This is a genomic window from Pseudogemmobacter bohemicus, assembly GCF_003290025.1.
Lineage (GTDB): Bacteria > Pseudomonadota > Alphaproteobacteria > Rhodobacterales > Rhodobacteraceae > Pseudogemmobacter > Pseudogemmobacter bohemicus.
Genome location: NZ_QNHG01000003.1, coordinates 181,246 through 207,216, shown reverse-complemented (window position 1 = coordinate 207,216; position 25,971 = coordinate 181,246). Strand labels below are relative to the sequence as shown.

25 protein-coding genes are annotated in these 25,971 nt (G+C 64.6%); 13 read left to right on the top strand and 12 right to left on the bottom strand.

Annotated elements, in window-relative coordinates; translation table 11 throughout:
- Window positions 1-60: 60 nt before the first annotated feature.
- From DRF71_RS15770 to DRF71_RS15755, 4 genes are all read right to left on the bottom strand, one after another.
- Window positions 61-867, bottom strand: a complete 807-nt coding sequence (locus DRF71_RS15770; protein WP_232831549.1) for a 3'(2'),5'-bisphosphate nucleotidase CysQ — start codon at window positions 865-867, stop codon at window positions 61-63.
- Window positions 854-2,200, bottom strand: a complete 1,347-nt coding sequence (locus DRF71_RS15765; RefSeq protein WP_112311516.1) for a TldD/PmbA family protein — start codon at window positions 2,198-2,200, stop codon at window positions 854-856. The genes DRF71_RS15770 and DRF71_RS15765 overlap by 14 nt, the downstream gene beginning before the upstream one ends.
- Before the next feature lie 137 nt (window positions 2,201-2,337).
- Entirely contained in the window at window positions 2,338-3,939 is a 1,602-nt protein-coding gene (locus DRF71_RS15760; RefSeq protein ID WP_112311515.1) for a DUF2125 domain-containing protein, read from the bottom strand.
- Window positions 3,940-3,998: 59 nt separating this feature from the next.
- Window positions 3,999-5,519: a DUF2125 domain-containing protein gene (locus tag DRF71_RS15755; protein ID WP_112311514.1), complete on the bottom strand. Its 1,521-nt coding sequence runs from the start codon at window positions 5,517-5,519 to the stop codon at window positions 3,999-4,001.
- 140 nt (window positions 5,520-5,659) lie between these two features.
- Between DRF71_RS15755 and DRF71_RS15750 the strand changes: the two genes are divergently transcribed.
- A complete protein-coding gene (locus tag DRF71_RS15750; RefSeq protein WP_112311513.1) occupies window positions 5,660-6,274 on the top strand; it encodes an enoyl-CoA hydratase/isomerase family protein in 615 nt (204 codons plus the stop codon).
- 21 nt (window positions 6,275-6,295) lie between these two features.
- Here DRF71_RS15750 and DRF71_RS15745 read toward each other — a convergent pair whose 3' ends face one another.
- Window positions 6,296-6,922, bottom strand: coding sequence for a TetR/AcrR family transcriptional regulator (locus tag DRF71_RS15745; RefSeq protein ID WP_112311512.1), 627 nt, complete (start codon window positions 6,920-6,922; stop codon window positions 6,296-6,298).
- A 201-nt stretch (window positions 6,923-7,123) separates the two neighbouring features.
- Here DRF71_RS15745 and DRF71_RS15740 point away from each other — a divergent pair, with 201 nt between their 5' ends.
- The 8 genes from DRF71_RS15740 to DRF71_RS15705 all read left to right on the top strand — a co-directional run bounded on the left by DRF71_RS15740 (window position 7,124) and on the right by DRF71_RS15705 (window position 15,957).
- Window positions 7,124-9,364 carry a TonB-dependent receptor gene (locus DRF71_RS15740; protein WP_232831548.1) on the top strand — a complete coding sequence of 747 codons (2,241 nt, stop codon included), beginning with the start codon at window positions 7,124-7,126 and terminating at the stop codon, window positions 9,362-9,364.
- Window positions 9,365-9,452: 88 nt separating this feature from the next.
- On the top strand, window positions 9,453-10,397 hold the full coding sequence (locus DRF71_RS15735) for an ABC transporter permease (RefSeq protein WP_112311511.1): 945 nt from the start codon (window positions 9,453-9,455) through the stop codon (window positions 10,395-10,397).
- A complete protein-coding gene (locus DRF71_RS15730) occupies window positions 10,394-11,380 on the top strand; it encodes an iron chelate uptake ABC transporter family permease subunit (protein WP_112311510.1) in 987 nt (328 codons plus the stop codon). Before DRF71_RS15735 ends, DRF71_RS15730 begins: the two co-directional genes overlap by 4 nt.
- Window positions 11,381-11,393: 13 nt before the next feature.
- Window positions 11,394-12,170: an iron ABC transporter ATP-binding protein gene (locus DRF71_RS15725; protein ID WP_112311509.1), complete on the top strand. Its 777-nt coding sequence runs from the start codon at window positions 11,394-11,396 to the stop codon at window positions 12,168-12,170.
- Window positions 12,167-13,102 carry a siderophore ABC transporter substrate-binding protein gene (locus DRF71_RS15720; protein WP_112311508.1) on the top strand — a complete coding sequence of 312 codons (936 nt, stop codon included), beginning with the start codon at window positions 12,167-12,169 and terminating at the stop codon, window positions 13,100-13,102. The genes DRF71_RS15725 and DRF71_RS15720 overlap by 4 nt, the downstream gene beginning before the upstream one ends.
- An 83-nt stretch (window positions 13,103-13,185) precedes the next feature.
- On the top strand, window positions 13,186-14,229 hold the full coding sequence (locus DRF71_RS15715) for a YncE family protein (protein WP_112311507.1): 1,044 nt from the start codon (window positions 13,186-13,188) through the stop codon (window positions 14,227-14,229).
- Window positions 14,230-14,326: 97 nt separating this feature from the next.
- Window positions 14,327-15,484 (top strand): TIGR03862 family flavoprotein, encoded by a 1,158-nt coding sequence (locus DRF71_RS15710; protein ID WP_112311506.1) that lies wholly within the window; start codon window positions 14,327-14,329, stop codon window positions 15,482-15,484.
- Between the two features lie 77 nt (window positions 15,485-15,561).
- On the top strand, window positions 15,562-15,957 hold the full coding sequence (locus tag DRF71_RS15705) for a hypothetical protein (RefSeq protein ID WP_157971114.1): 396 nt from the start codon (window positions 15,562-15,564) through the stop codon (window positions 15,955-15,957).
- Here DRF71_RS15705 and DRF71_RS15700 read toward each other — a convergent pair whose 3' ends face one another.
- Both DRF71_RS15700 and pheS read right to left on the bottom strand, forming a co-directional pair.
- The gene (locus DRF71_RS15700; protein ID WP_232831547.1) at window positions 15,958-16,317 is read right to left on the bottom strand and encodes a cupin domain-containing protein; all 360 of its coding nucleotides are present in this window, start codon (window positions 16,315-16,317) and stop codon (window positions 15,958-15,960) included.
- On the bottom strand, window positions 16,314-17,393 hold the full coding sequence (gene pheS, locus DRF71_RS15695) for a phenylalanine--tRNA ligase subunit alpha (protein WP_408634541.1): 1,080 nt from the start codon (window positions 17,391-17,393) through the stop codon (window positions 16,314-16,316). The genes DRF71_RS15700 and pheS overlap by 4 nt, the downstream gene beginning before the upstream one ends.
- A 199-nt stretch (window positions 17,394-17,592) precedes the next feature.
- On the opposite strand from pheS, the gene DRF71_RS15690 reads away from it, so the two are divergent.
- Window positions 17,593-18,135: an AAA family ATPase gene (locus DRF71_RS15690; RefSeq protein ID WP_198672238.1), complete on the top strand. Its 543-nt coding sequence runs from the start codon at window positions 17,593-17,595 to the stop codon at window positions 18,133-18,135.
- Window positions 18,136-20,084: 1,949 nt separating this feature from the next.
- On the opposite strand, the gene rplT is transcribed toward DRF71_RS15690, so the two are convergent.
- The 4 genes from rplT to pyk all read right to left on the bottom strand — a co-directional run bounded on the left by rplT (window position 20,085) and on the right by pyk (window position 22,540).
- Entirely contained in the window at window positions 20,085-20,450 is a 366-nt protein-coding gene (rplT, locus tag DRF71_RS15680; RefSeq protein WP_112311503.1) for a 50S ribosomal protein L20, read from the bottom strand.
- 12 nt (window positions 20,451-20,462) lie between these two features.
- Window positions 20,463-20,663, bottom strand: a complete 201-nt coding sequence (gene rpmI / locus DRF71_RS15675) for a 50S ribosomal protein L35 (RefSeq protein ID WP_092899823.1) — start codon at window positions 20,661-20,663, stop codon at window positions 20,463-20,465.
- A gap of 166 nt (window positions 20,664-20,829) precedes the next feature.
- A complete protein-coding gene (locus tag DRF71_RS15670; RefSeq protein ID WP_112311502.1) occupies window positions 20,830-21,054 on the bottom strand; it encodes a hypothetical protein in 225 nt (74 codons plus the stop codon).
- A 37-nt stretch (window positions 21,055-21,091) separates the two neighbouring features.
- Window positions 21,092-22,540 carry a pyruvate kinase gene (gene pyk, locus DRF71_RS15665; RefSeq protein WP_112311501.1) on the bottom strand — a complete coding sequence of 483 codons (1,449 nt, stop codon included), beginning with the start codon at window positions 22,538-22,540 and terminating at the stop codon, window positions 21,092-21,094.
- A 190-nt stretch (window positions 22,541-22,730) separates the two neighbouring features.
- Here pyk and DRF71_RS15660 point away from each other — a divergent pair, with 190 nt between their 5' ends.
- The 3 genes from DRF71_RS15660 (at window position 22,731) to DRF71_RS15650 (ending at window position 25,018) form a co-directional block, all read left to right on the top strand.
- Window positions 22,731-23,504: an N-formylglutamate amidohydrolase gene (locus tag DRF71_RS15660; RefSeq protein WP_112311500.1), complete on the top strand. Its 774-nt coding sequence runs from the start codon at window positions 22,731-22,733 to the stop codon at window positions 23,502-23,504.
- Window positions 23,497-23,853 (top strand): DUF1244 domain-containing protein, encoded by a 357-nt coding sequence (locus tag DRF71_RS15655; RefSeq protein ID WP_232831546.1) that lies wholly within the window; start codon window positions 23,497-23,499, stop codon window positions 23,851-23,853. The genes DRF71_RS15660 and DRF71_RS15655 overlap by 8 nt, the downstream gene beginning before the upstream one ends.
- A 160-nt stretch (window positions 23,854-24,013) precedes the next feature.
- A complete protein-coding gene (locus DRF71_RS15650; protein ID WP_112311499.1) occupies window positions 24,014-25,018 on the top strand; it encodes a calcium-binding protein in 1,005 nt (334 codons plus the stop codon).
- Between the two features lie 92 nt (window positions 25,019-25,110).
- Here DRF71_RS15650 and DRF71_RS15645 read toward each other — a convergent pair whose 3' ends face one another.
- A complete protein-coding gene (locus tag DRF71_RS15645; RefSeq protein WP_112311498.1) occupies window positions 25,111-25,968 on the bottom strand; it encodes a D-amino-acid transaminase in 858 nt (285 codons plus the stop codon).
- Between the last annotated feature and the right edge of the window lie 3 nt (window positions 25,969-25,971).

Genomic DNA, 25,971 nt, shown 5'->3' with positions numbered 1-25,971 from the left:
AGTGGCTTGCCAAAGCGTCACCAACAGCCCGAAAACAGCGAAGATCCAGGCCTTGCCCTCTCAGACGACCCCAAGGCCGGCCAGCAACTTCTGGTGCAAGGCGGGGGGCGCGGCCAGGACACCGTCGCTTTGCGCCCCGGCGCGGTTGAAGACCAGCGCATCACCCCGGCGGTCGGTGACCACGCACCCCGCAGCCGAAGCGATCATGCTGCCGGCTGCGGCATCCCATTCCCAGGTCGGGCGCAGGGTCAGCATCGCATCTGCCCGCCCCTCGGCAGCAAGGCAAAGCCGATACGCGAGAGATGAGCGGAACACCCGTTTCACCTCGGGCACCCCGCCCGGCCATTGCGCCGGGTCGAGATTGATGCGGTTGGTCATCACGCTGGCGCCGGTCAGATCCGCGCGCGAGGAGGCCCGGATCTCGCGGCCATTGCACAAAGCCGGCCCGCCACGGCAGGCGGTATAGGTCAGATCACGCGCCGGCAGATGCACCACGCCCGCCACCACGCGGCCCGCCCTGACCAGTGCAAGCGACAGCGCGAATTCCTTCTCACCCGCAAGAAAGGCGCGGGTGCCGTCAATCGGGTCGACGATAAACACATCTTCATGCGCCAGCCGCGCGAGATCATCCGGGGTTTCCTCGGACAGCCAGCCATAAGAGGGGCGCGCCGCCAGCAGCGTCTCGCGCAGGCTGCGATCAACGGCCAGATCGGCCTCGGAAACCGGACCGGCATCGCCCGGCTTTTCCCAGGCCTCCGGCGCGCGGCGCCAGTAGATCAGCGCAATCGGTCCGGCGGCCCGCGCCGCGCGTTCCAGCAGATCGAGGTCTTCGGCATCGCGACCAGGCCCCAAATCACGCTCCGGCAATGGTCATTCCGTCGATCAGGATCGAGGGCACCCGGATCGCCAGATGTGGCCTTGCATCATTGGCTGGTATGATCCGCCCCAGCATATCGCGCAGATTGCCCGCGATGGTGCATTCATGCACCGGATGCGACAGAAGGCCATTCTCGACCCACCAGCCCGAGGCCCCGCGCGAATAATCCCCGGTCGTCGGATTGATGGTCGACCCGATCAGCGAGGTGACCAGGAGCCCCGTCCCCATCTGCGCAATGAGATCATCGCGGCTGGCGGCGCCGGGCGTCAGCTCCAGATTGGTGGTTCCGGGCGAAGGCGGCGCCGAGGGGCCGCGCATCGCATTGGCGGTGGGGGCGCGGCTCAGCCGGCGCGCGGTCGCCAGATCCAGCACCCAATGGGTCAGCACCCCATCCGCCACAAAATCCTTGGCAAAGGTGGCAAGCCCTTCGGCATCGAAAAACCGCGAGGAAGAGCCGCGTTTGCGCAAGGGGTCCTCACGCAGCGAAACGCCCGCGGGCAGCACCGGCCTGTCCATCAGATCGCGCGCCCAGGAGGCGCCGCGCGCCACCGCCTCGCCATTGATTGCGCCCAGCAGATGCCCGATCAGCGAAGAGGCGACCCGCTCGTCATAAAGCACCGGGAAAGTGCCGGTCGGCGGCTTGACCGCGCCAAGGCGTTGCAGCGCCCGCCCGGCCGCAAGGCTGCCGATCCCGGCAAGGTCGGGCAGATCGCCGACCCAGGGACGGGATTCGCCGGCATAGTCGCGCTCCATTCCGGTGCCCTGGCCGCAGAAGGCAACCACCGTGCGGCTGTGTCCGCTGCGGCCATAGCCGCCGGCGAAACCGTTTGTCTGCGCGACATGCAGGGCGCGGCGCGAAAAGGTGGCCGAAACCTCGGCCTGGGTGATGCCATCGACCGCCAGCGCTGCCGCCTCAAGCCCGCGCGCGGCGGCCTCAAGCCCGGCAGCATCGGGATCGGCGCTGTCATCTTCCAGCTCAAGCCCTGCCGCATCGCGCAGCGCCGACAGCTGCTCCGCCCCGGCCAGGCTGATCGCGCTGTCCTCGGGCGCCTCGCGCGCCATGGCGACCGCGCGTTCCGCCAGCGCGGCAATCGTCGCCGCCGAGATATCCGAGGCCGAAACACAGGCCTGGCGCTGGCCGATCAGCACGCGCAGCCCGATATCGGTTCCCTCGGCGCGTTCGGCCTGTTCCAGCTGGCCCTGGCGGATATCGACCGACAGCGCCGTGCCGCGCACCGCCAGCGCATCGGCCTGATCAGCCCCCGCCTTGCGCGCAGCGGTCAAAAGGGCCTGGGTCAGTTCGGCAAGCTCGGGCGCGGACATGCATCATCCTCCGTGGAACAGGGCAGAGGTAGTCTGCCCCGGCGTCTGGCGCAAGACATGCCAGCCTCCGGGCGGGCTCCGGGCGGCTCTGGGCTGGCCCTTTGGCCCGCTTCGGTCAGGGGCGGGAACCGGCGCCGTCAGCGGATTTTGATCCCGTTCAGGAACAGCCCCTTTTCGCGGAAATCAATCTCGGTATGCAGGGTGTCGGGCGCCTCTCCGGCCCGGCCAATCATCAAAAGCGCGGCGCGGGCGCCCTGGATTTCCTGCTCACCAATCTGCCCCGCCTTCGCCATCAGGTCGATCAGCCCATAGGCACCGGTGGTCAGGACCGAGATCCGCCCCGAAGGCAGCGGCAGCCCGTCAAAGGTGGTCAGATCACTGAAATCAAAGCCCAGGCCCCCCTGGCCCGCCGAAAGAACCCCAAGACCCGCAAGTTTCATCTCGTTGATCTTAAAGCTGAACTCGGTGAAGGGCAGGCCGGTCGCGCCCGGCACCCAGCCGGGTTTCAGCGCCTCGGGCGGCAGCGCATAGCGACCGCTCAGATCCAGCGCGAGCGTCAGCGGGTCCTGCGGCAGCCCGACCCCGTTGCCGACCAGTTTCCACATCTCGTCAGACATGGTGATATCGCGCATCACATAGGCGGCCGACCAGTTCTGGGGCCGGGTCAACCCGTTCAGCCCGACCTCAAAGCCGATGCGGTATTCACCGATCCCGTAGCTCATGCTGTCAGCCGGGAAATCGGGAATATCGCCCCTGATCAGGAAATCCGACCCTTTCAGCACCGAGGAATAGCTGATCTTCGTCGCGTCGATGCCAAGCATGAATTCCAGCGTGGCAAAGCCGATATCCCAGCTTTTGGGCGTCGTGGCCGTGGTGTTCACTTCGCCGGTGAATTCGGTATCGCCCAGCGACAGGCTGACATTGCCGCGCATCCCTGCATCCAGCAAGGCAAGCCAGGCCGCGACCGGGAAATCGCCGCCCGACATACCCGCATCGACCGCCTGCATCGCCGGTGAATTGACCGGCATGGCGCCCGAAAACGCCGCCGAGGATTTCCCCATTTTCGCGGCCATCATCGCTTTGCCATCGGCGCCTTTGCCGGCGGACATATCGGCACTGAGGCCGTCAAAGGAAAGGGCCGCATCAATCATCGGCACATCGGTCGCAAGATCCTGGAGATAGCGCAGGCCGAAACCGTCCAGCACCGCGCTGGCCTTAACCTCGCCCTCGTATTCCGGCAGCGGGGGCAGGAAACGATCAAGGGTCAGCGTGACCTTCGGCGCCGCTGCCTGGAATTCGGCACGCTCGCCCAGCCCCTGCACGACGAGGTTCAGATCGGGCGCATCGACAGTGACAAAGACCTTTTGCGGCCGATCCGCAGCGCCAGGGGCATCGGGGGAGGCGTTGGCAGGCGGCTCGGGCAGTTCGAACATCAAGGGGAAGCGGTCGGGCAGGATCACCGCCACCGAACCATCGGCCTGGTTGACCAGCTTCATCTCTTCCAGTTGCAGGGTCCCGGCCTCGTCGCCCATATCAAGGCGCAGATTGGCAAGGATCATCCGGTTGCCCTCGCGGCTTTCTTCGGCGCTGAGCGTGCCGCCGGCCAGCGCGACCCCATCCTGCCAGGCCGCCCACAGCTCCTGGGCGGTGACCCCCTGGGCCATGGCCATGGGCGCAAGCGCTGTCATCAGGACGAAAGACCCGGCAAGGGCGGTGGAGGTGCGAAGCGATGAGGTCATGTCAGGATATTCCAGGGAAAAGGACGCGCAAGCGGGGCCCCTGCCCCGCCACTGACGGGTTACATAAGCTGCTGGCCGTTAACAAAAAGGCCCTTGTTGCGGAATTCGATCCCGGTCGTCAGCTGATCGGGGCCGGCGCCGGGGCGGGTGAACATCGCCATCCCCATCCGAATGCCGGTCAGATCATTGGCGCTGACCACCCCAAGCGCCACCAGCTTGTCCAGCAGCGCCGAAACGCCTGAGAGATTGACGGTGATCTTGCCCTCGGGCGCCGGGAAACCCTGAAAGGTTTCGCGATCAGTGTTGTCAAAGGTCAGCGCGCCACTGGCATCGACACCGGCCCCGGCGAATTTCACCAGCACCTGGCGCAAAGCCAGCGAGTCGAGCCGCAGCGGCATCTCACCACCCGCCATCGGTTCATCTGTCGCAGTGTTGAAGACATCGTAGAGCCAGGCGCCCTTGCCGGTCAGATCGACGATCATACTCGCCGGCTCGCGCGTCAGTACCGCACCGGGATCGAAGATGGTCCACAATGCCTCGGACAGGGTCACGTCGGTCAGCCGCATCAGATAGCTGAAATCAGCGGCTTCGACAGACGGGCCGGCCGGCATCAGGATCCGCTGGGTCACCTCGGCAAAGGCGACACGGCCATCCTGCATATCCTTGCCAGGGGCCTCGAACAGCACATTGCCGCCCATCATCGTCATCCCATAGCCAAGATTGGCCCGGTTCATCAGGAAGCCCATATCCGAACTGTCGAGCCTGGCCGAAAGCTTGACGGGGCTGCCCGCCTCGACAGCATCGACATCCAGAACCAGCGCGCCGGTGGTCAGCGACATATCGAATTCCGCCCCCGCGGCGATGGCTGCGCTCAGATTCGCCATCGCTTCGGGGGGCAGGAAAGTGCCCGCCATCGCGCTTTTGGCGCCATCAATCGTCATGGTCACCGAGTAAGTCGATTTATCTTCGGGCCTGGTGCCGGAGATGGTCAGCGCCACCGGACCGATTTCCGACTTCATGTCGATCTTGTAATCGGCGCCCGGAACCTGGGTCAGCAGGTAATGGCCCGATATGCGCGCAAGGCTCGCGCTCAGCTGAATATCCTGGACGGTGCCCTGATTGTCATGCGCCTCAACCAGTTTCACAGAGACTTCCGGCTGGCTGAAATCGTAGCGGACCGCCTCTGCCGTGCCCGAGGCGATGACTTCGCCGCCGGGCGACTGGCTCATCTCGATGACGGCATTCGGCTTGCCCGGCTGCGCCCTGGCCTCGTTATATTCGTAGCGGAGAACCTTTGGGAACTGCACCAGCACAGAGCCATCGCCGCGATCCGTCAGGATCACGCTTTCGAACTGGCCTTTCAGCGTAGCGCCGGCCTCGCCTCCGGTGCTGGTGATCTCGATGCCGCGGATTTCCAGCGCCGCGCCATTGCGCGTTTCGGACCGGGTGGTCAGGGTCGCGTCCGAGCCGATGCTGAGCTTCCAGTTGTTCCAGACCTCTTCGGGGGTCACGGCCTGGGCCGCCTGCAGCGGGATCACGATGGCAAGCACAGTTGCCGCAGAAATGGTCCAGCGTTTCATCCCTATCCCCGATCAGAAAAATCACCCCGTTATGGTCTGCCCTGGACACAGGCGCGTCAAGGGGCGGTTGACATGACCCGCCTGCGATTCAATTGACAATTTCGACAGGCCAGAGGTGGCGGCAGCAAGGGACGACCAGCATGATTGCAACCGAAGACCAGGGCGCTTTGCGGATCATCCGCCTGAACCGCGCCGACAAGGCCAATGCGCTGACCCATGCGATGCTGGACGCGGTGGCGCAGGCGGCGGCAACCGCCTGGGAGGCCGGGATCAGGGTGCTGATCCTGACCGGCGAGGGCCGCGTCTTCTCGGCCGGCGCCGATCTTGAGGCGGTTGGCCAGGGGCTGGGGCGCGATCCGGTCTGGGAACGGGCCTCGGGCGCGATTGCCGGCTTTCCCGGCCTTTCCATCGCCGCGCTGAACGGCACTCTGGCGGGCGGCGCCTTTGGCATCGCGCTGGCCTGCGATCTGCGCATCGCGGTTCCGGGCGCGAATTTCTTTTACCCGGTGATGCGGCTTGGCCATTTGCCGCAACCCTCGGACCCCGGACGGCTGATCCGGCTGATCGGCCCGGCCAGGGCGCGGATGATCCTGATGGCCGGAGCGAAGATCGGCGCGGAAGAAGCGCTGGCCTGGGGTCTGATCGAGCGCATCGTCCCGGCAGAGGCGCTGATGGAAACCGCCGCCCTGCTGGCAAAAGACGCGCTGGAAGCGGCGCCCGACCACCTGGCCGCGATTGCCGGCATGACGCTCTGAACGCGGGCGAGAGGGGCGGGTTCAGCGCCCCCCGACCCGGTCGGTGACCTCGGACGGATAGGGAAAGCTGGTGATCTCGTCCAGAATCGCCAGCGCACCGGCGATCAGCGCCCGGATGCCGTCACGATGTTCCGGGTCGATCGCCGGGCCCGGGGCGGGCTGGTCGCGCGCGGGCAAGACAGTATCGGCCACCGCGACACAGTGAAAGGCGATGGTCAGCATCAGCCAGCGCGCCTGGGCAAAGCTGAGGCCGCGCATCCGGGCCAGATCTTCCTGATGCCCCACGATTTTCTCCGTCATCGCGCGTGTGATCCTGTCGCCGCGCAAAAGCCAGGGCGCGATGCCCGGATGCGCCGCAACGAGGCGCCAGATCGAGTCCGCGAAATCCCACAGCCAGGTGGCCAGCGGCGTTTCTGGCCCCGGCGGCGGGAAGTCCCAGCGCAGAAAGGCCGCCTCGGCCACCAGGGTCCGCAACTCGCCAAGGCCGCGCACATGTTTGTAAAGCCCCATATGGCTGACCCCCAGCCGCGCCGCGACCCCCACCACCGTCAGATCGTTCAGCCCGATGGCAATGCCCGCATCGGCAATCCTGTCGCGGGTGATGGTTGCGGGCCGGCCCTTCCCCGGCGGGGGATTGCTGAGACTCATGGCTTCCCTTTCTGATCCAAAGCATCTTCCGCCCCTGCGGCCTGATCGGGAAGGTAGCGCATGTTATTAATTTTATCCAATAAATTCGGCATCTTGTCGCAAGATGTCGCAAGAAGTTGACGGTTTCTGTCAATTGGTTTATAGGCCTGAAACCATATTTAGTTTAGCATAATGCAACTAAATACCGCAGGGACAATGACCATGAACCAACCCGACCAGCATTGCGGGCCTTTCAGGCTCACCCTTACGCCTTCGCCCCGGTTCCGGCCCGGCATCAGAACGCTGCTGCTGAGCTCGATGCTGACCGGGTTCGCCCTTGTGCCCCTGCTGGGTCTGCCCGCCGGTGCCCAGACCACCGAAGAGGATGAGGCGGCGAAGAAAGAGGGGCCGGTCTCACTTGGCACCATCGTGCTGCAGGCCGGCAGCATGCCCGCGCCCTATGCCGGCGGCCAGGTGGCATCGGGCAGCGCGGTCGGGATGCTGGGCAATAAGGATGTGCTGGATACGCCTTACAGCACCGTCGCCTATACCGAAGATTATGTGCAGAACCGCGAGGCCCAGGATGTTGGCGCGGTGATCGGTGCGACCGATCCTTCGGTCTATGTGCCGAACAAGCGCAATATCTTTGAAACCTATACGATCCGCGGCTTTTCCAGCTCGGCCGATGATCTGACCTTTGGCGGGCTGATCGGGATGGCGCCCAATATGCGTGGCACCACCGAAATGGCCGAGCGGGTCGAGGTGCTGAAAGGCCCCTCCACCTTCCTTTACGGCATGCCGCCCGGCGGCAGTGTCGGCGGTGCCGTGGCGCTGCAACCCAAGCGCGCAGGCGATGAGGCCCTGACCCGCCTCACCTCGACCTACAGTTCAGACAGCCTTTACGGCCTTCATGCCGATATCGGCCGCCGCTTTGGCGCGAATAAGGAATGGGGGGTCCGGGTCAACGCGGTCTCGCGCGATGGCGATACGGCGGTCGATGGCGAGAAACACGGAATGACTATGGGTTCGCTGGCGCTGGACTGGCGCGGCGAGCGGGCCCGGGTCTCGCTGGATTATTACAATATCCGCGAGAAGATGAAGGGTATCAACTATTTCGGCGTCTCGGCCGGGGCGGCGGTCACCGTGCTGCCCGATCCGCGCGACGGAACGAATACCCTTGCCGCGCCCTGGGCCTTCAACACCAATTCGACCGAGACCGTCATCCTGCGCAGCGAAATCGACCTGTCGGATTCGGTGACCGCCTGGGCCAGCTATGGCCATAAATCGGGCGGCTATGACGCGCTGATCACCTCCAGCCAGATCACCAGCAATGCGGGTGCGCTTTCGGTCAGCGGTGTGCGGTCAAAACGCGATGGCACCCAGAAATCCGGCGAAGCGGGGATCCGGGGCAGTTTCATCACCGGCCAGGTCGGCCATGACTGGGTGGTGACCGCAACCAGCTACGATTCCTCGAACACCTTCAAGGACAGGCGGTTCGGGGTCAGCTCGGTCACCAGTATCGCCAATCCCGACTGGGGCCTCGCCCCGGACCTGAGCGCCTATGACGCCAGCGGCCCGACCTCGATTTTGAACCTGAAGCTGACCAGCCTCGGCCTGTCGGATACGCTGAAATTCATGGATGACCGGCTGCAGGTGACCATCGGTCTGCGCTATCAGACGGTGAAAAGCTCGACCATCGCGATCAGCACGGCGGGCGTCTACAGCCAGACCGCCAGTTACGATTCCAGCAAGACCTCGCCCGCCATCGCCTTTGTGTATAAGGCCAGCGAGCAGCTCTCCTTCTACGGCAATTATATCGAGGGGCTGAGCGCCGGTCAGACTGCCCCCGCTACCGCGCTGAACGCGGGCGAGGTGCTGCCGCCCTATCAGACCAGGCAGGTCGAGATCGGGGCGAAATGGGATCTGGGCAACCTGACCACCACGGTCGCGCTGTTCCAGATCGAAAAGCCAAGCGCCTATCTCGATCCGGTGACGCTGATCTATGGTGTCTATGGCGAGCAGCGCAATCGCGGCATCGAGCTGAACGCGTTCGGCGAAGTCCAGGACGGGCTGCGGCTGCTGGGCGGGATCTCTTATACCGATGCCAAAGTGACCCAGGCCAGCACGGCGGCCACCACCGGCAAGACAGCGGCGGGAACACCCGCTTTCATGGCCAAGCTGGGGGTGGAATATGACCTGCCCTCGCTGCCGGGTCTGACGCTCAGCGCCAATGTGAACCATACCGGCAAGCGCTATGCGAACAACACCAACACGCTCTCGCTGCCCTCGTTCACCGTGCTGGATATCGGCGCGCGCTATGAGACCGAGATGCGGGGTAACCCGCTGGCGCTCCGCGCCACGGTGCAAAACATCACCGATGAGGCCTATTGGGCCGGCGGCAACCTGGCGGGCGGCTACGGCGCGCCGCGCACGGTGCTCCTTTCGGCCTCGGTCGATTTCTGAGCGGGCCAGCCCCGAAGAAACCGCCTCCGCAGCGGCCCCCGGGCTCTGCGGGGGCCTCGTTCATCCGCCCCGCCACCGACCTGATCTGATGACGCGTCTTGCGCTGCCTTTGACCTTCCTCGCACTCTGCCTTGCCTCGGTCCTGACCGGGGTAAGCGGGATGAGCCTTGCCAGCCTTTGGGCGCTGAATCCGGAGGCCTGGCTTACGCTGACCGCCAGCCGGTTGCCGCGTCTGGCGGCGGTGGTGCTTTGCGGGGCCGGGCTGGCGGTTTGCGGCATCATCTTGCAGCAGATCCTCAGGAACCGCTTTGTCGAACCCGCCACCACCGGCGGGCTGGAGGCTGCAAAGCTGGGGATCCTTATGGCGATCACGCTGGCGCCGGGGCTGGGCCAGGTCAGCCGCATGGCACTGGCGATGGTGTTTTGCCTGGTGGCGGGTCTTGTGTTTGTCGTGATCATCAGCCGTATCCGCTTTCGCGACACGGTTTTCGTGCCGGTGGCGGGACTGATCTATGGCGCCGTGCTGGGGGCGCTGGCCGAATTCTACGCCTGGTCGCATAACATCCTGCAAGACATGCAGGGCTGGATGCTGGGCGATTTCTCACGGATCGTGCAGGGCAATTACGAGATCATCTGGCTGATCCTGCCCGTCGTCGCACTCACCTATGCCTTTGCCCATCGCTTTACCATTCTCGGGATGGGAGAGGAGGCCGCGACCAGCCTTGGTCTGCGCTATGGTGCCATGGTGGCGCTTGGGCTGGTGCTGGTCTCTGCCACGGTGGCGGCAACGGTGATCGCCGCAGGAACCATCCCCTTTATCGGCCTTGTGGTGCCCAATCTGATCCGGCTGCGCCATGGCGACAACCTGGCGCGCACCCTGCCGCTGGTGGCGGTCGGGGGGGCCACGCTGCTCCTGGCCTGCGACCTGATCGGGCGGGTGGTGATCTGGCCCTATGAGGTGCCGGTCGGGCTGACGGCGGGCGGCATCGGCGGGCTGATCTTTCTGATCCTGATCCTGCGGAGAGGAAGATGAGCCCCCTTCCCCCCGAAACCGCCGCTGGCAGGCGGCACCCGCTGGCCGTTCTGATCCTGGTGCCGGCGGGCCTTGTGCTGCTGGCGGCGCTTTATGTCCTGGCCGGGTCGGGGTTTGATTTCGGCTATGTGATCCCGCGCCGGCTGATGAAACTGGCCGCGATGGGGATCGGCGGCGTCGCGGTGGCGCTGTCCTCGATCACCTTCCAGACCCTCGCCGGCAACCGCATCCTGACCCCCGCCGTCATGGGATATGAGGCCGTGTGCCTGATGACCCAGGCCCTGCTGGTGCTGGCGCTTGGCACCGGGAGCCTCGCCCTTCTCGGCGGCCAGGGCACGATCCTGATCACGCTGGTGGCCATGCTGGCCTGGTCTTTGCTGCTGGATCAGACCCTGTTTCGCCGGGCGGCGGGGGATGTCTGGTTCCTGATGCTGGTGGGCATCGTGCTGACCATGGTGATCACCACCTTCACCCAGTTCATCCAGTTGCGCATCAGCCCCGGCGAGTTCGCGATCTTCCAGGGCTTTGCCCAGGTCTCCTTTGACCGGGCCGAGCCGCTGCGCCTGATATCCTCGGGGCTGATGCTGGCGCTGGTCACCGGGCTTTTGTGGCGCCGCGTGCCGGTGCTGGATGTGCTGGCGCTCGGGCGGGAGCAGGCGATCTCGCTGGGCATCGACCACCCGCGCGAGCTGCGCCTGCTGCTGGCGCTGGTGGCGGTGCTGGTGGCGATTTCGGCCAGCCTGATCGGCCCCACCGCCTTTATGGGCATCTTTGTCGCCAATATCGCCCGCGCCATCGCGCCGGGTCCAGGACATCGCCTGACCCTGCCGCTGGGCGCGGCGGTGGCGGTGGGGCTGCTCCTGCTGGCCGAGCTGATCGCGGGCCAGATCTTTGACCACCGCACCACCGCCGGCATCCTCGTCAACCTGATCTGCGGCGCCTGGTTCCTGGCGCTGATATTGCGCCGCCGCAGTTTTGCATGAACCGGACCCCGCCATGATCACCGTCACCGACCTTTCCCGCCACCATGGCCCCCGCAGCGTCCTGTCCGGGCTGAGCACCGCCTTCCCCGCCGGCACGCTGAGCGCGATCATCGGCCCGAACGGGGCGGGAAAATCCACGCTGCTGATGCTGATGGCGCGGCTTGCCGCCCCCTCGGGCGGGCGGATCACCCTTGGCGGCCAGGACATCACCGCGATCCCGCCAGGCGATTTTGCCCGCCAGGTCGCCACCCTGCGCCAGTCCCCTGCCATCGATCTGCGGCTGACGGTCGAGGACCTGGTCGCCTTTGGCCGCTTTCCCTATAGCCGCAGCCGGCCCGACGCCGCCGATCGCCGCGCGATTGACGAGGCGATCGGCTTCCTCTCGCTTGGCCCCTTGCGGCGCGCGCTGATCGACGAGCTGAGCGGCGGCCAGCGCCAGATGGCCTTTCTCGCCATGACAATCGCCCAGACCACGCCCTGTCTTTTGCTGGACGAGCCGCTGAACAATCTCGACATCCACCATGCGGCCGGGATCATGCGCGCGCTCCGCGCCCTGTGCGAGGATCAGGGCCGGACCGTGATCACCGTGATCCATGACATCAATTTCGCCGCCAACAGCGCCGATCACATCCTCGCGCTGAAACACGGTCGCCTGCATTCCTCGGGCAGCGTGGATCAGGTCGTTACCGAGGCCAATCTGCAAGACCTCTACGGTCTGGATTTCCGGATTCTGCCCCGCCCGAACGGGCGGATCTGCGACTATTTCACCCCGAAAGGAGAAGCGGGATGACCCGTTCCACCCCCCTTGGCCGCTGGCTCATCCTGCTGGCAGCCACCTGTTTCATTACCCCTCCGGCCATCGCCGAAACGCCGGTCACGGTGGAGCATGCGCTTGGCACCACCGTGATCGAAAAGCGGCCCGAACGGGTGGTGGCGCTGGATATGAACGAGCTCGACTTCCTTGACCGGCTGGGCGTGCCGGTCATCGGCACCGCCAGGGATTTCGTGCCGCATTTCCTGGCTAAATACCGCGATGATCCAGCGGTGGCGGATGTGGGCATGATCGTGAAGCCCAATGTCGAAAAGGTTTATGCGCTGCAGCCCGACCTGATCCTGATGACCTCGCTTCAGGCCGAATATTACGCCGAGATGAGCAGCTTTGCCCCGGTGATCCATTACGATGTCGACTACCGCGACAGCAGCTCCGGCCATATCAGGGTGGTGAAAGAGCATTTCCTGACCCTCGCCCGGATCTTCGGCAAGGAAGACGTGGCCCAGGCGGAAATTGCAGGGCTGGAGGCAAAGATCACCGGACTGCGCGCGCTGACCGAAGCGCGACCCGAACGGGCCTTGTTGGTTTTGCACAATAATGGCGGCTTTTCTGCCTTTGGGCTGCATTCACGCTATGGCTTTGTCTTTGATGCCTTTGGCGTCAAAGCCGCGAATGAGGCCTCAGAGACCGGGCTGCATGGCCAGCCTGTCACCAGCGAGTTCATCCAGGCCGTCAATCCCGACATCATCTATGTGATCGACCGCACCGCCGTGATGGAACGCCGCCCGGTGCTGGATGCGGCCACGATTGAAAACCCGCTCTTGCGCGAGACCGCCGCCTGGAAGGCAGGCAAGGTGATCTTCGTCGATCCCGAGGCCTGGTACACCACCGCCGCCAGCATCACACCGCTTGAGATCATCATCAGCGATATCCGCAAGGGCTATGAGTGAGCGCAAGCCCGGGCGGTCTCTTGCCATGGCCGCCCGGGGCTGCGAAACCCCGGCTGTCGCTTCCCGACGAAGGAACTGGTCCAATGCTGCAAAAACCTGTCGCGCAAGGCATTTACGAGATCGTTTATTCGCCCCGTCAGCGGGCGGTGTTTGTGGCCTCGGCCGGCGGGCGGGGAGAGGCGGCGGATCCGGCGCGGATCCTGAAGCTCGACCCCGAAACGCTTGACATGCTGGATGAGATCGCGCTGCCCGGGCGGGGCTTCGGCCTTGTGCTGGATGATGCGGCGGACCGGCTTTACATCAGCGACGCCACCGAAGCGACGATCACCGTCGCCGATACCAGCCGCTGCCGGGTGCTGGGCCAGGTGCGGCTTACTGAGAAGCGCGTCGATGCCAATGGGCGCGAGGGCTTCCCCTTCCATTGCCGCGAACTGGCCGTCGATCCGGCGGCAGGGCTGCTTTACGCGCCCTGCCATTCGATGGAAGACAGCGTGCTTTGCGTGATCGACACCACAAGCCTTGAGGTGCAGACCCGCCTCTCCGGTTTCGGCTTTGTCGCCACCGGCATCGCGACCGATCCGGCGCGGGGGCGGCTTTTTATCTCGAATGCCGAGGGGCAGCTGTTCACGGTCGCAACGCAGGGCCCACAGACTGGTGGCCCGCAGATCACCGCGACCCGGGCCACGGCGGGGGATCAGCTGATGAACCTCGCGCTGGATCATCAGGGCGGCCGGCTTTTCGCGACCGATCAGGGGCATGACTTCTTTGAAACGCTCTGGGCGCGGCACCGGCCGGGCTATCAGCGCAAAGGGCCGGGCAATCAGCTTCTGGTCCTGGAGGCCGCAACGGGGGAGGAAATCACCCGGCTCCCGACCGGCACCGGCCCGCTGGCGGTGCTTTACGATGCGGGGCGGCAGCTGATCTGCGTCACCGATCGCAGCAGTGGCTCGGTCAGCCTGTTCGAGGGCGAGAGCTATGCGCTGAAAGACCGGATCGCATTGCAGGGCCACCCGAACAGCCTCGCACTGGATGGTCAGGGTGGGGTCCTTTATGTCACGGTGAAACAGGGCGAGACCGGCACCCCGGATGCGCCCGATCAGGTGGCGCGGATTCCGCTGGCGGGCTGAGAGACCCTTCTTCCCCGCTCCTTCTTCCCCGGCCCTTCTTGCTCCCCGGCGTTTTCGCGGGCAAGAGTGACAGCGGCACAGCGCAGGGACAGGCCCGATGCAGGATCAACCCGATGCCCTGGTGATCGGGGCAGGCCCCGCCGGGCTGATGGCGGCGGAGGAGCTGGCGCTGGCCGGGCGGCGCGTGGTGATCTGCGAGGCGAAACCCAGCCCCGCGCGCAAATTCCTGATGGCGGGAAAATCCGGGCTGAACCTGACAAAGGACGAGCCCGCAGCCACTTTTGCCGCCCATTACACGCCCCCCGACTGGCTGGCGCAGATGCTGGTGGAATTCGGACCGGAAACGGTGAAGGATTTCGCCCGCGGCCTTGGCCAGGAGGTGTTTACCGGCTCTTCCGGGAGGGTGTTTCCGGTGGTGATGAAGGGCTCGCCGCTCTTGCGCGCATGGCTGGCGCGGCTGGCGGGGCACGGGGTCACCTTGCGCACCCGCTGGCGCTGGACGGGGTTTTCCGGGTCCGGGCTGTCTTTTGAAACACCCGAAGGGGCACGGGTGCTGACGCCCCGGGTGACGGTGCTGGCGGCTGGCGGTGCCAGCTGGGCACGGCTGGGATCGGATGGCGGCTGGACGCCCTGGCTTTCCGCGCGCGGTGTCGGGATCGCGCCCTGGCAGCCGGCCAATATGGGGCTTTCGCTCAGCTGGTCGCCCCATATGGCGCGCCATTTCGGCCAGCCGGTCAAAGGCGTGCGGCTGTCGGCCGGCGGGCTGGAGAGCCGGGGGGAATTTGTTATCTCGGGACGCGGGCTGGAGGGCGGCGGGATCTACCCGCTGTCGCGCCCGCTGCGTGAGGGGGCGGCGCTGCTGCTGGACCTGCTGCCCGGGCTGAGCGAGGCGGAAATCGCCGCGAGGCTGGCGCGGATGCGACCCGGCGAGAGCCTTGCGAACCGGTTGCGCAAGCTGGGGCTTTCCCCGGTCCAGGCAGCGCTGGCGATGGAATTCGGCCGCCCGGAGCCGCTGGCGCGGCTCAGGCGGCTGGTGATCCGCCATGACGGCCCGCGCCCGCTGGACGAGGCGATCTCGGTCGCGGGCGGTATCCGGCGCGAGGCTTTGACGCCGGATCTGGAACTGAGACCCTTGCCCGGCATCTTTGCCTGTGGCGAAATGCTGGACTGGGAGGCGCCGACCGGCGGCTATCTGCTGACGGGTTGTTTTGCGACCGGGCGATGGGCCGGGCGGGCGGCGGCGCGGATCGGCTGAGGGCGGCAGCGGGGGTTTTGCACCCCCGCACCCCCGCAGAGTATTTGCATCAAGAGGAAGAGGAGAGGACAGGCGCGATGGTCAGGTCGATGCTGCGGGGGGTGGTTTGCTTGCTGGTCCTGGTGCCGGTGGCGGTGGCGGCACAGGCGAAAACGGCGCGCTATTCCTGCAGCAATGCCGGACTTGAAGTGCAATGCAGCGATGGGGAGTGTTCGGCCTCTGACGCCTTCACGCCAATGGCGGTAAGTTTCACCGATGGCGAGCTGCGTGTCTGCGCCTATAGCGGCTGCTGGGAGGGGCCTTCAGAATGGCAGCGCGATGAGAGCGGGCTAATGGTGGTGGGCCATGACATGACCTGGAGCGATCAGGCCTCGGCTGAGACCTTCCGCCTGGCGCTTTCCTTCGAGGATATGCGGGCGGTGCTGCTGGGGGGCAGTTTTGCACAGCCTCTTAATTGTGCAGCGGTGCAGTAGTCAGATCCGGTCTTTGCGGGCTGCCGTCGCCGCGTCACCGGTATTCGGAGTGCCTGCGGGTTCGATCAGCAGGATCGAGGCCTCTTCCGCTGCCATCGGGCAATGCCCGACACCTTTCGGGACGATATAAAGCTCGCCCGGGTTCAGGGTGACGTTGCCATCCCTGAGCTGAATCGTCACCTGACCATCAAGCACGAGGAAGAAATCATCGGTATCGGGATGGGAATGCCAGGTGAACGCGCCTTTGATCTTCACCAGCATCACGTCATGGCCGTTGAAATCGCCGATGATTTTCGGCGACCAGCGGTCCTCGAACAGCGCGAGCTTGTCGCGCAGGCTGATCGCCTGCGGAGGGCTCACCGGCTGAGCCCGCCCGGCAGTGTCGGCAGATCCAGTGCGCCGAAGCCATAATGTTTCAGCCAGCGCAGGTCGGATTCAAAGAAGGCGCGCAGGTCGGGGATGCCGTATTTCAGCATGGCGATGCGGTCGATCCCCATGCCGAAGGCGAAGCCCTGCCATTTATCGGGATCAATGCCGCCGGCTTTCAGCACTTTCGGGTGCATCATGCCGGAGCCGAGGATCTCCATCCATTTGTCGCCCTCGCCGATGCGGAGCTGGCCGCCGACATTGGAATAGCGGATATCGACCTCGGCCGAAGGTTCGGTGAAGGGGAAATGCGAGGCGCGGAACCGCAGTTCCACCTTGTCGACCTCGAAAAAGGCGCGGCAGAATTCCTCCAGCACCCATTTCAGATTGGCCATCGAGATGTCGCGGTCAATCGCCATGCCCTCGACCTGGTGGAACATCGGCGTATGGGTCTGGTCCATATCCATGCGGTAGACGCGGCCCGGGGCGATGACGCGGATCGGCGCGCCCTGGTCCAGCGCGGCCCGGATCTGCACGGGGCTGGTATGGGTGCGCAGCACATGCGGCGGGCGGTTGTCGCCTGTCGCCCTGTGCATGAAGAAGGTGTCATGCTCCTGGCGCGCGGGGTGTTCCGGTGGGATGTTCAGCGCGTCGAAATTATACCAGTCGCTTTCGACCTGCGGGCCTTCGGCCACCGAGAACCCCATATCGGCGAAGATCGCGGTCAGCTCATCCATCACCTGGGAAACCGGATGGATCGTGCCCTGACGGCGCGGGCGCCCCGGCAGCGTCACGTCAAGCCATTCGGATTTCAGCCGCTCATCCAGTGCCGCATCGGAAAGCGCGGTCTTGCGGGCGCGAAGGGCGGTGTCGATCTCGGTCTTCAGCTCGTTCAGATGGACACCGGCGGCTTTGCGCGCCTCCGGATCCATCTTGCCCAGACCCGCCATCAGCGCGGAAATCTCACCCTTCTTGCCAAGGGCCGCCAGCCGCACCTCTTCCAGCGCGGTCTCATCAGCGGCACCGGCCACGGCTCCGATATATTTGCCACGGATTTCGGTCAGATCCATCGGGGCCCCCGGCTGAGAATACGGCTGAATTTCCGTTCAGGGGTTACCGGGAAGGTCCGGGGGATGCAAGCTTGTCGCTTTTGCGCCATTACCTGCCCATCGCGGACAGCGCTGGCCTGCGGTGGTCGCAATATGACCAGCCTTTCAGGGGAAGCTGGTCATTGACGCGTTCCCCCCTACGCAATCGCAAGGACGGCACATGTGTGAGCATATGTTCGTCGTGACCGGTGGCCCCGGTTCCGGCAAAAGCACCCTGACAGACACCTTGCGCCGCAGGGGATTTGTTTCCATGCCCGAGGCTGGCCGGGCCATAATTCGCGATCAGGTTCGGATCGGAGGAACGGCTTTGCCCTGGGCAGACCGGGCGATGTTTGCGGAACTCATGCTGGGGTGGGAACTGCGGTCATGGCATGAGGCTTCGATCTCGGATGGCCCCGTTTTCATGGACAGAGGGGTCGCCGATATTGTTGGCTATCTGGCCCTGTGCGGCCTCCCTGTGCCCGCGCATGTCGAAACTGCGGCGAAGACATTTCGTTACAACAAGACCGTTTTTATTGCCCCGTATTGGGAGGCCATCTTCGGGCAGGATGCCGAACGTAAGCAGGACCGGGATGAAGCCAAAGCGACCGGAAGGGTCATGGCCGAAACCTATTCGCGGTTCGGCTATCAGCTCGTCGAATTGCCAAAGGTCACGGTCGAAGCGCGTGCGGACTTCATCATGGGCTGCCTGAGGGCTGCATGACAGCGTATCCCGCAAAGCGGCCAGAGCTGGCCCGGTCGAGGCCGCGAGCGGGAATCGGTTGCAAGATCGCACGAAGAACCCATCGCGGACGGTCATCGGTTTCACCTGACCTGTCAGCAGGATCGGGCTGATTGAGGGCAGAAGCTTACCTCTCTCATCTCACGACGTGATCCGCCCGATGCGCGTACTCCGGGTTGGCAGTGCGTGCCTGGCCAGCCTTGATCCATCGGGGCGATGGTTTCCGGGGCCGGTGGGCGATAGCCCGGGGCGCTGTGTGGTCGTTTCGTGTTTTAATGGGTCCTTGCATTGCGCGCTCAGGATCTGTGTCTCGTGGACTGACCGGCGCCGGGTTTCTCCGCCCCGCCGCGTTTTATCCTGTGCTGGCGTTTAAGCCCTGGCGCCCGTTCCTCGCATGCTTGCCTGCGCCTGGGGGTGCAGAACATCTTGATGTCAGCAAATACGTCTTGCCTTGCTTTTTCGCGGGTCCGGCAGGGTCCGCGCCTGATCTGTTCGCACCTGATCCGTTCTCGGTTGAGCAGGGGCATGATCGGGCAGGGGAACGCCATAGGGCCGGGAGAGCCTGCGAGCTTTGTCAGGACAGGTGCCGCGGCAGCTCATCGCGTGCTCAGGATTCTGGGTGCGCGGCAATGGCGCCCGATCCATGCGGGTCGATCCGGCTGCCCTGATCCGGGTGAATCAGCCCCTTTCCCCCGATTTGCGCCGCCAGACGGCCATGAGCAGGGCGTGCAAAGCGACATCCGTGACCTGCAGGCTTTGCACAGACCAGCCGGTCCCGCGCCGGGACCGGAGGGCGATGCCCGGGCCATGATTGCGCCACGGGTTCGGGCACCCATGGCGAGGCGCAAGGCAGGCAAAGCCTTGCCTCCCGGGCGCGTCCGGGGGATGTCCAGAGCCCGACCCTGCCTGGCGCATCGCCGTCGCACTGCCGGTCGCGGCCTCTCTGGCTCTCCTGAACCCGTGGCGTTTTCCGGCCCGATATCGACACCGGCCGGGGCCTGCCGCCACAGCTCCCGGGCCGGCGCCTGTCGCCGGTCTGGGCCCCGATCCCCGCAAACTGTGCCAGCCGGGCACTCCGGTTGGGGCAAGGCTCTCGCCCTGGTCAGTCAGGCCACCAGGACGCTTGCGATAGCCGCAGACCTTTCCGCTCCCGGCCCGGGCCTTGTGCAGCAGCGCAGGCTGGCGCCTGTCTCCCCGGGCGCGCGCAGGCATCGGAGCCTGTCGCCGGGCACAGAACCCGCCCGACCGGAGGCGCAGGCACCGACATATCGCAGGGATGGAAAACTGCCCCCGCCCGACCCCGAACGCCGTCGCCATTGCGGTTGAGCCAATGGCGCCACAATGGCGCCAGGCAGAGCGTCAGCATGGCCCCTGAACCCCTCATGTCGCCGCCCGGGCGAATTATGCGGTGGCCCAACAGGCGGTGGCCCTTCGTCGAAAAAACACAATCGCAGGGCGTTTTCCCCCGGGATCACATGCTGATCCTTCGCATAGCCCGGACTGTTTTCTCATCCTCCCCGATTCAGGATGCCACACTCCTCCGACAGCCGGACCAGCGCGGGCTTCAGCCGAGGGATCCCGGGATCCTTCTCCCTGTCTCCCACTGCCACTTTCGCGAATCTGCGCGTCGAGGCATAAAGCGAGCACCCGCTCACCCCGAGCCGGTCAGAAGCCGCGCCGACAGGATAGCTCCGCCCGGTGATCTGTACGCCCGCATCGCGCCTGAAGGCGTCAGTGAAAGCGCCTGTCCCAATCATCGCCGCCTTGCCCAAAAGGGAGCGAAAACGGCCTCTCCGAAACAGGGGGATGTTCAATCCGGAAAAACACCGCTGAATGTCCATCCCATCCCGCATAACAACCGCCCGCCACACAGGTGCAAATGAAAAAGCCCCGCCGGGGGCGGGGCTTTTCAAAGCTGTATCGTCTGGGCCTCAGGCGGCCAGAGCGGCGCGGGCCTTGTCGGCGATGGCGTTGAACGCCTCGGGCTCATGCACGGCGAGATCGGCGAGGACTTTGCGGTCCACTTCGATCCCGGCTTTCGCCAGGCCGTCGATCAGGCGCGAATAGGTGAAGGCCGGATCGAACAGGCGAACCGCAGCGTTGATACGCTGGATCCACAGAGCACGGAACTGCCGCTTGCGGACCTTGCGGTCGCGGGTCGCGTATTGCTGCGCCTTGTCGACGGCTTGCGTCGCGGTGCGGAAATTCGTGGAACGGGCGGCATAGTAGCCCGAAGCCGCCTTGATCACCTTGCGGTGGCGGGCGTGGGTCACCTTACCGGATTTAACGCGGGACATCTGTGTCTCTCCTTACCGGTTATAGGGCATGTATTTCTTGACGATCTTCGCATCCGAATCGTCCAGGATCATGGTCCCGGTCGCCTGACGGATGAAGGTCGTCGAACGCTTGATCATGCCGTGGCGCTTACCGGCCACACCGGCCTTCACGCGCCCCGAGGCGGTGAAGGAGAACCGCTTTTTGGCAGCGGATTTCGTCTTCATTTTGGGCATTTTACACTCCAGTGTTTTCACGCGCGACGCGGCATGCCACTTTCGCCGGTCTCGCGGTTCTTGTCGAAGCCGTCCCTATAGGGGGTTCCGTGTAAAGGGGCAAGGGCTAATCCGCCCGCTGCCCTGCCCTAATCCTGGCCCCGAATTCTGACCCTGCCCCGGGCGGTCAGGGCATATAGCGCGCAACGACCGCCAGCATGATCGAGGGGATATCGCTGACATCATAGCCGCCCGGCTTCTGGGTGAAGGCCACGATCAGCAGCGCCGCCGACAGGATCACCAGAAGCGTTCCTAACCGTGGTGCCCTGCCGTCGACCCAGCCGGCGAGCATGGTCGGAATGGTGAGGATCGCGGTCACGATTCCCACCGTAAGCAACAGATCCGGATCCACGCTGCCCCCACCCTGAAAACCCTTCGCAGGGCTCAGGTTAGCCGGGATCGACCCGCGAAATCAATCTTTCATCACAGGGCGCAACCCGAAGGATATTGGTCGAGCCGGGCACGTTGAACGGCACGCCCGCCGTGACCACGATCTGATCCTTCTCTTCGGCGAACCCGGCTGACCGCGCGGCGCGGATCGCGGAAAGCACCGCGCCTTTGAAGCGCTCCTGCTCGGGCACGATCACGCAATGGACGCCCCATGTCAGCGCAAGACGGCGCGCGGTCGAGACCAGCGGCGTCAGCGCGATCACCGGCACATGCGGGCGTTCACGCGCCACAAGACCAACGGTCTGGCCTGACTGGCTGAAACAGGTGATCGCCTTGATATCGGTCGCCTCGGCGATTTCGCGGGCGGCAGCGACGATGCCATCGGCCACCGTCTCGCGCTTGACGACGCGGCTGGCGTCGATGATCGAAAGATAGGTCGGATCGGCCTCGACCGATTTCGCGACATTGTCCATCGTGGTGACGGCCTCGATCGGGAATCTGCCAGCGGCAGATTCTGCCGAAAGCATCACCGCATCGGCGCCCTCATAGATCGCGGTCGCGACATCCGAGACCTCGGCACGGGTCGGCATCGGGTTCTCGATCATCGATTCCAGCATCTGGGTCGCGACGATCACCGGCTTGGCGGCCGCGCGGGCCTTGCGCACAAGACGCTTCTGGATCGGCGGCACCGAATGGACCGGCAGTTCAACCCCAAGATCGCCCCGCGCCACCATGATCCCGTCAGAAACCGCAAGGATCTCCTCATAGGCCTTCACCGCCGCCGGTTTCTCGATCTTGGAAAGGATCGCGGCGCGGCCTTTGGCAAGGCCACGCGCCTCAAGCACATCCTCGGCGCGCTGCACGAAAGACAGTGCCAGCCAGTCAACGCCCAGTTCGCAGACGAATTCCAGATCCTTGCGGTCTTTCTCGGACAAGGCCGCCAGTGGCAGCACCACATCCGGCACGTTCACGCCCTTGCGGTTCGAGATGACGCCGCCGACCTCAACCACGCAATCCGCGAAATCCTTGCCGCATTCCAGCACTTTCAGGCGGATCTTGCCGTCATTGACCAGAAGCGAGGCACCTGGCTCCAGCGCTGCGAAAATCTCGGGATGCGGCAGCTGCACGCGGGTCGCATCGCCCGGCGCCTTGTCCAGATCCAGCCGGAACTTTGCGCCATCGGCGAGGTCATGCCCGCCATCCTGTGCAAAGACACCGACCCGCAGCTTCGGCCCCTGCAAATCGGCGAGGATGCCGATCGGGCGACCCAGATCATGTTCGACCTGGCGGATTATGGTGTGACGCTCACGGATGTCGTCATGGGTGCCATGGCTCATATTCAGGCGGAACACATCGGCCCCGGCGGTAAAAAGCTGGCAGATCATGTCATAGGTGCTGGAAGCAGGCCCCAGCGTTGCCACAACCTTCACGTTACGGTGACGGCGCATATGCCATCCTCCTGTCTCGAATTTCGCGTTACGATGTGGGCCAACCGCGTTATGGCTTAAACTGTTAGCGCCCGCAACAGAACGATTTGTGACGGTGCTGCGTTTCAGGGCCATCCCGCTCGACCGGCGCGCGCGGATAGGATACCCCGATGAAATATCAGGCAGGGCAACAGGCGGGGCCGGCAGCGAAATGCAACATGAGGCGTTCCGGATCGAGGGCGAGGACCGCAGAGGCCCCTGGCTGGTGACCTGCGACCATGCGACCAACCGGGTGCCCGACTGGGTTGCGGGCGGCAGTCTCGGCCTTCCCGACACCGATATGGAGCGCCATATCGCTTATGATCCCGGCGCGCTTGGCCTGTCGCGCGCTTTGGGCGTGGCGCTGGACAGCGCGGTGATTTCCTCGGATTTCTCGCGCCTCGTGATCGACCCTAACCGGGGCGAGGATGATCCCACCCTGGTGATGCGGCTTTATGACGGCTCGGTCATCCCGGCCAATCGCCGCATCGGCGCCGAAGGGATCGCCGAGCGGCTCGACCGCCTTTACCGCCCCTATCATGCCGCGCTGGAGCAGCTTGCGGCGACGCCCTCCCCTTCCGGGTCCGGGGCGCTTTCCGGGCCGCGCGCCATCCTCGCGATCCATTCCTTCACCCCCTGTCTGCGGGGTCGCCCGCCCCGGCCCTGGCATGTCGGCGTACTGCATTCCCATCTCGACAGCCGGCTTTCCCGCGCGCTGCTGGCAGAGCTGGCCCGTGAGGCCGATCTCTGCATCGGCGATAACGAGCCCTATTCCGGCCATCTCCCCGGCGATTCCATCGACCGCCACGCCCTTGAACAGGGCCGCCACAATACCCTGATCGAGTTGCGCAACGACCTGATCGAAACACCTGCACAGCAAGAGGCCTGGGCGCAGCGGCTCGCGCCCGTTCTGACCCGCGCCCTGAAGGAGGCAAGCCATGTCTGACCCCGCATCCCGCCCCGTATCCGAACAGGCGACAATCGACGATCAGACCCGGATCGAGCTGGAGGCCGCCACCTTCCGTGCGCTGATGCATCATCTGCAGGAGGCCAGGCCCGATGTGCAGAATATCGACCTGATGACCCTTGCCGGTTTTTGCCGCAACTGCCTGAGCCGCTGGTATCAGGAGGCCGCAGCCGAAAAAGGCATCACCCTGACAAAAGATGCAGCGCGCCAAGTGGTTTACGGGATGCCCTATGCCGACTGGGTCGCCGCGAATCAACGCGCGGCCGGGCCGGAGAAACAGGCCGCTTTCCGCGAGGCCTTCGCGCAGAATGTTCCCGATAAAAGCTGATCCAGGCCAGCATCGCGGCAGAACAATCCCCGACCGTTCCACATTCTGTTTCCTGTTTGGGAACAGTTAATCAACCGTTAGCTGATATGCTTGACTCAGGTTCGCGCAGACAGCATCGCTTCAGGGATTAAGTCATCCTTTGGGCAGTGGGGCTGTTGCCATGGAATTGCTGTTTCTTCTTCCCGTACTTTTGATTGGCGGGCTGATCGTCGCGAATAACGATGATGACGATGACGACAACACCGAACAGCCCTCGAACCAGACCATCAATGGCACTGACGGCGACGACACATTGACCGGAACCGACGGGCGCGAACAGATCCTGGGCAATGAAGGAGATGATTCCATCAGCGGCCTCAGCGGTTATGACACGATCGACGGCGGCGCCGGCAATGATACGATCCAGGGCGGTAACGGCGAAGATCTGATCATGGGTGGCGATGGCAATGACTGGATTGCCGGTGGCCTCGATGACGACAGGATCTTCGGCGGCGATGGCAATGATACCGTCAGTCACTTTGGCAATGACGGCGATGACGAGGTTTTCCTCGGCGATGGCAATGACGTGTTCGACGGCTCGGGCGGGCGCGGTGAATTGCTGGTTCGTGGCGGTGCCGGTCGCGACATCATCCATAGCGGTGTCGGCAATGACACGCTTTATGGCGATGCCGGCAATGATGCGCTGCGCTCCTGGGGCGGCGAGGACGTCATGTATGGCGGCGTCGGCAATGATTATCTGCGCTCGGTCGACACCGATATCCGCTATGCCGGCAATGACACGCTGTTCGGCGGCGATGGCAATGACCGGCTGACCGCAGATGGCGGCGACACGCTGACCGGCGGCGCCGGAGAGGATATTTTCGAGCTCGACCATCGTGGCGTCAGCACCGATCTGATGACCGTCACCGATTACAACCCGACCGATGACAGGTTGCATATCCATGTGCTGGAAGGGCCGGAACTGCCGGAAGTCACGCTGCGGGCCAGCGAGTCGGGCACCGGAACCATCGTGACCGTGAACGGGTTCGACGAGGTGCTGCTGGAAAACATCGCGCCCGGCGATGTGAACAGTGATGATTTCATGGTAACGCGCCACGAAGCGCCGGTTCCGGATCCGGCCCCGGCGATGGCAACGACCGGGGAGCCGCTGATCTCGGTGAACTGACAGCCCGACTCCAAAGGATCCGACCTCCGGAACGATCCGTCAGGCGAAAGGGCCGCCCCATCCCGGGGCGGCCCTTTTTCATCTCCGCCGGATCAGATCGCGGCCTTGTTCATCTCATCGAGGTAGATCTCGCGCATCCGGGCTGCAACCTTGCCCGGCTTGCCGGAGCCGATTGCGGCACCGTCCAGCTCGACCACCGGCATCACAAAGGCCGAGGCCGAGGTGATGAACGCCTCATCCGCCGCTTTGGCCTCTTCGACGGTAAAAAGCCGCTCTTCGATCTCGAATTGCGCCTCTTTGGCGAAACGCAGCACCGCCGCGCGGGTGATCCCATGCAGGATGTCGGAAGACAGCGGCCGGGTGATGATCCGGTTGCCTTTGACGATATAGGCGTTGTTCGAGGTGCCCTCGGTCACATGGCCGTCCTCGGTGAACCAGGCGTCATCGACACCGGCCTTCTTCGCCATCATCTTGCCCATTGACGGGTACAAAAGCTGCACCGTCTTGATATCGCGCCGCCCCCAGCGGATGTCGGGGATCGAGATCACCTTCAGCCCGGTTTCCGCCTGCGGATTGGCGGCAAGCCCCGGTTTCGACTGGGTGAAGAGTACGACGGTCGGCGTGACACCCGGGCCCCAGGCGAAATCACGGTCGCCCGGGTTGCCGCGCGTCACCTGCAGGTAAACCATCCCCTCGGCGATATTGTTCACCAGAACCAGCTCGCGATGCACGGCCAGCCAGTCCTCAGCGCTGAGCGGATTGTCCATCTCCAGCTCATCGAGCGAGCGTTGCAGCCGCGCGATATGGCCCGCGAAGTCAATCAGCTTGCCGCCCAGCACCGAGGTCACCTCATAGACCCCGTCCGCCATCAGGAAGCCGCGGTCAAAGATGGAAACCGTGGCCTCGGTTTCGGGCAGGTATTGGCCATTCACATAGACGGTGCGGGTCATAGG

Excerpts from the sequence above, each read along its gene's own strand:
- DRF71_RS15765 (WP_112311516.1), bottom strand. The coding sequence starts at position 2,200 with ATGTCCGCGCCCGAGCTTGCCGAACTGACCCAGGCCCTTTTGACCGCT.
- DRF71_RS15760 (WP_112311515.1), bottom strand. The coding sequence starts at position 3,939 with ATGACCTCATCGCTTCGCACCTCCACCGCCCTTGCCGGGTCTTTCGTC.
- DRF71_RS15755 (WP_112311514.1), bottom strand. The coding sequence starts at position 5,519 with ATGAAACGCTGGACCATTTCTGCGGCAACTGTGCTTGCCATCGTGATC.
- DRF71_RS15750 (WP_112311513.1), top strand. The coding sequence starts at position 5,660 with ATGATTGCAACCGAAGACCAGGGCGCTTTGCGGATCATCCGCCTGAAC.
- DRF71_RS15745 (WP_112311512.1), bottom strand. The coding sequence starts at position 6,922 with ATGAGTCTCAGCAATCCCCCGCCGGGGAAGGGCCGGCCCGCAACCATC.
- DRF71_RS15740 (WP_232831548.1), top strand. The coding sequence starts at position 7,124 with ATGAACCAACCCGACCAGCATTGCGGGCCTTTCAGGCTCACCCTTACG.
- DRF71_RS15735 (WP_112311511.1), top strand. The coding sequence starts at position 9,453 with ATGACGCGTCTTGCGCTGCCTTTGACCTTCCTCGCACTCTGCCTTGCC.
- DRF71_RS15730 (WP_112311510.1), top strand. The coding sequence starts at position 10,394 with ATGAGCCCCCTTCCCCCCGAAACCGCCGCTGGCAGGCGGCACCCGCTG.
- DRF71_RS15725 (WP_112311509.1), top strand. The coding sequence starts at position 11,394 with ATGATCACCGTCACCGACCTTTCCCGCCACCATGGCCCCCGCAGCGTC.
- DRF71_RS15720 (WP_112311508.1), top strand. The coding sequence starts at position 12,167 with ATGACCCGTTCCACCCCCCTTGGCCGCTGGCTCATCCTGCTGGCAGCC.
- DRF71_RS15715 (WP_112311507.1), top strand. The coding sequence starts at position 13,186 with ATGCTGCAAAAACCTGTCGCGCAAGGCATTTACGAGATCGTTTATTCG.
- DRF71_RS15710 (WP_112311506.1), top strand. The coding sequence starts at position 14,327 with ATGCAGGATCAACCCGATGCCCTGGTGATCGGGGCAGGCCCCGCCGGG.
- DRF71_RS15705 (WP_157971114.1), top strand. The coding sequence starts at position 15,562 with ATGGTCAGGTCGATGCTGCGGGGGGTGGTTTGCTTGCTGGTCCTGGTG.
- pheS (WP_408634541.1), bottom strand. The coding sequence starts at position 17,393 with ATGGATCTGACCGAAATCCGTGGCAAATATATCGGAGCCGTGGCCGGT.
- DRF71_RS15690 (WP_198672238.1), top strand. The coding sequence starts at position 17,593 with ATGTGTGAGCATATGTTCGTCGTGACCGGTGGCCCCGGTTCCGGCAAA.
- rplT (WP_112311503.1), bottom strand. The coding sequence starts at position 20,450 with ATGTCCCGCGTTAAATCCGGTAAGGTGACCCACGCCCGCCACCGCAAG.
- rpmI (WP_092899823.1), bottom strand. The coding sequence starts at position 20,663 with ATGCCCAAAATGAAGACGAAATCCGCTGCCAAAAAGCGGTTCTCCTTC.
- pyk (WP_112311501.1), bottom strand. The coding sequence starts at position 22,540 with ATGCGCCGTCACCGTAACGTGAAGGTTGTGGCAACGCTGGGGCCTGCT.
- DRF71_RS15660 (WP_112311500.1), top strand. The coding sequence starts at position 22,731 with ATGCAACATGAGGCGTTCCGGATCGAGGGCGAGGACCGCAGAGGCCCC.
- DRF71_RS15655 (WP_232831546.1), top strand. The coding sequence starts at position 23,497 with ATGTCTGACCCCGCATCCCGCCCCGTATCCGAACAGGCGACAATCGAC.
- DRF71_RS15650 (WP_112311499.1), top strand. The coding sequence starts at position 24,014 with ATGGAATTGCTGTTTCTTCTTCCCGTACTTTTGATTGGCGGGCTGATC.
- DRF71_RS15645 (WP_112311498.1), bottom strand. The coding sequence starts at position 25,968 with ATGACCCGCACCGTCTATGTGAATGGCCAATACCTGCCCGAAACCGAG.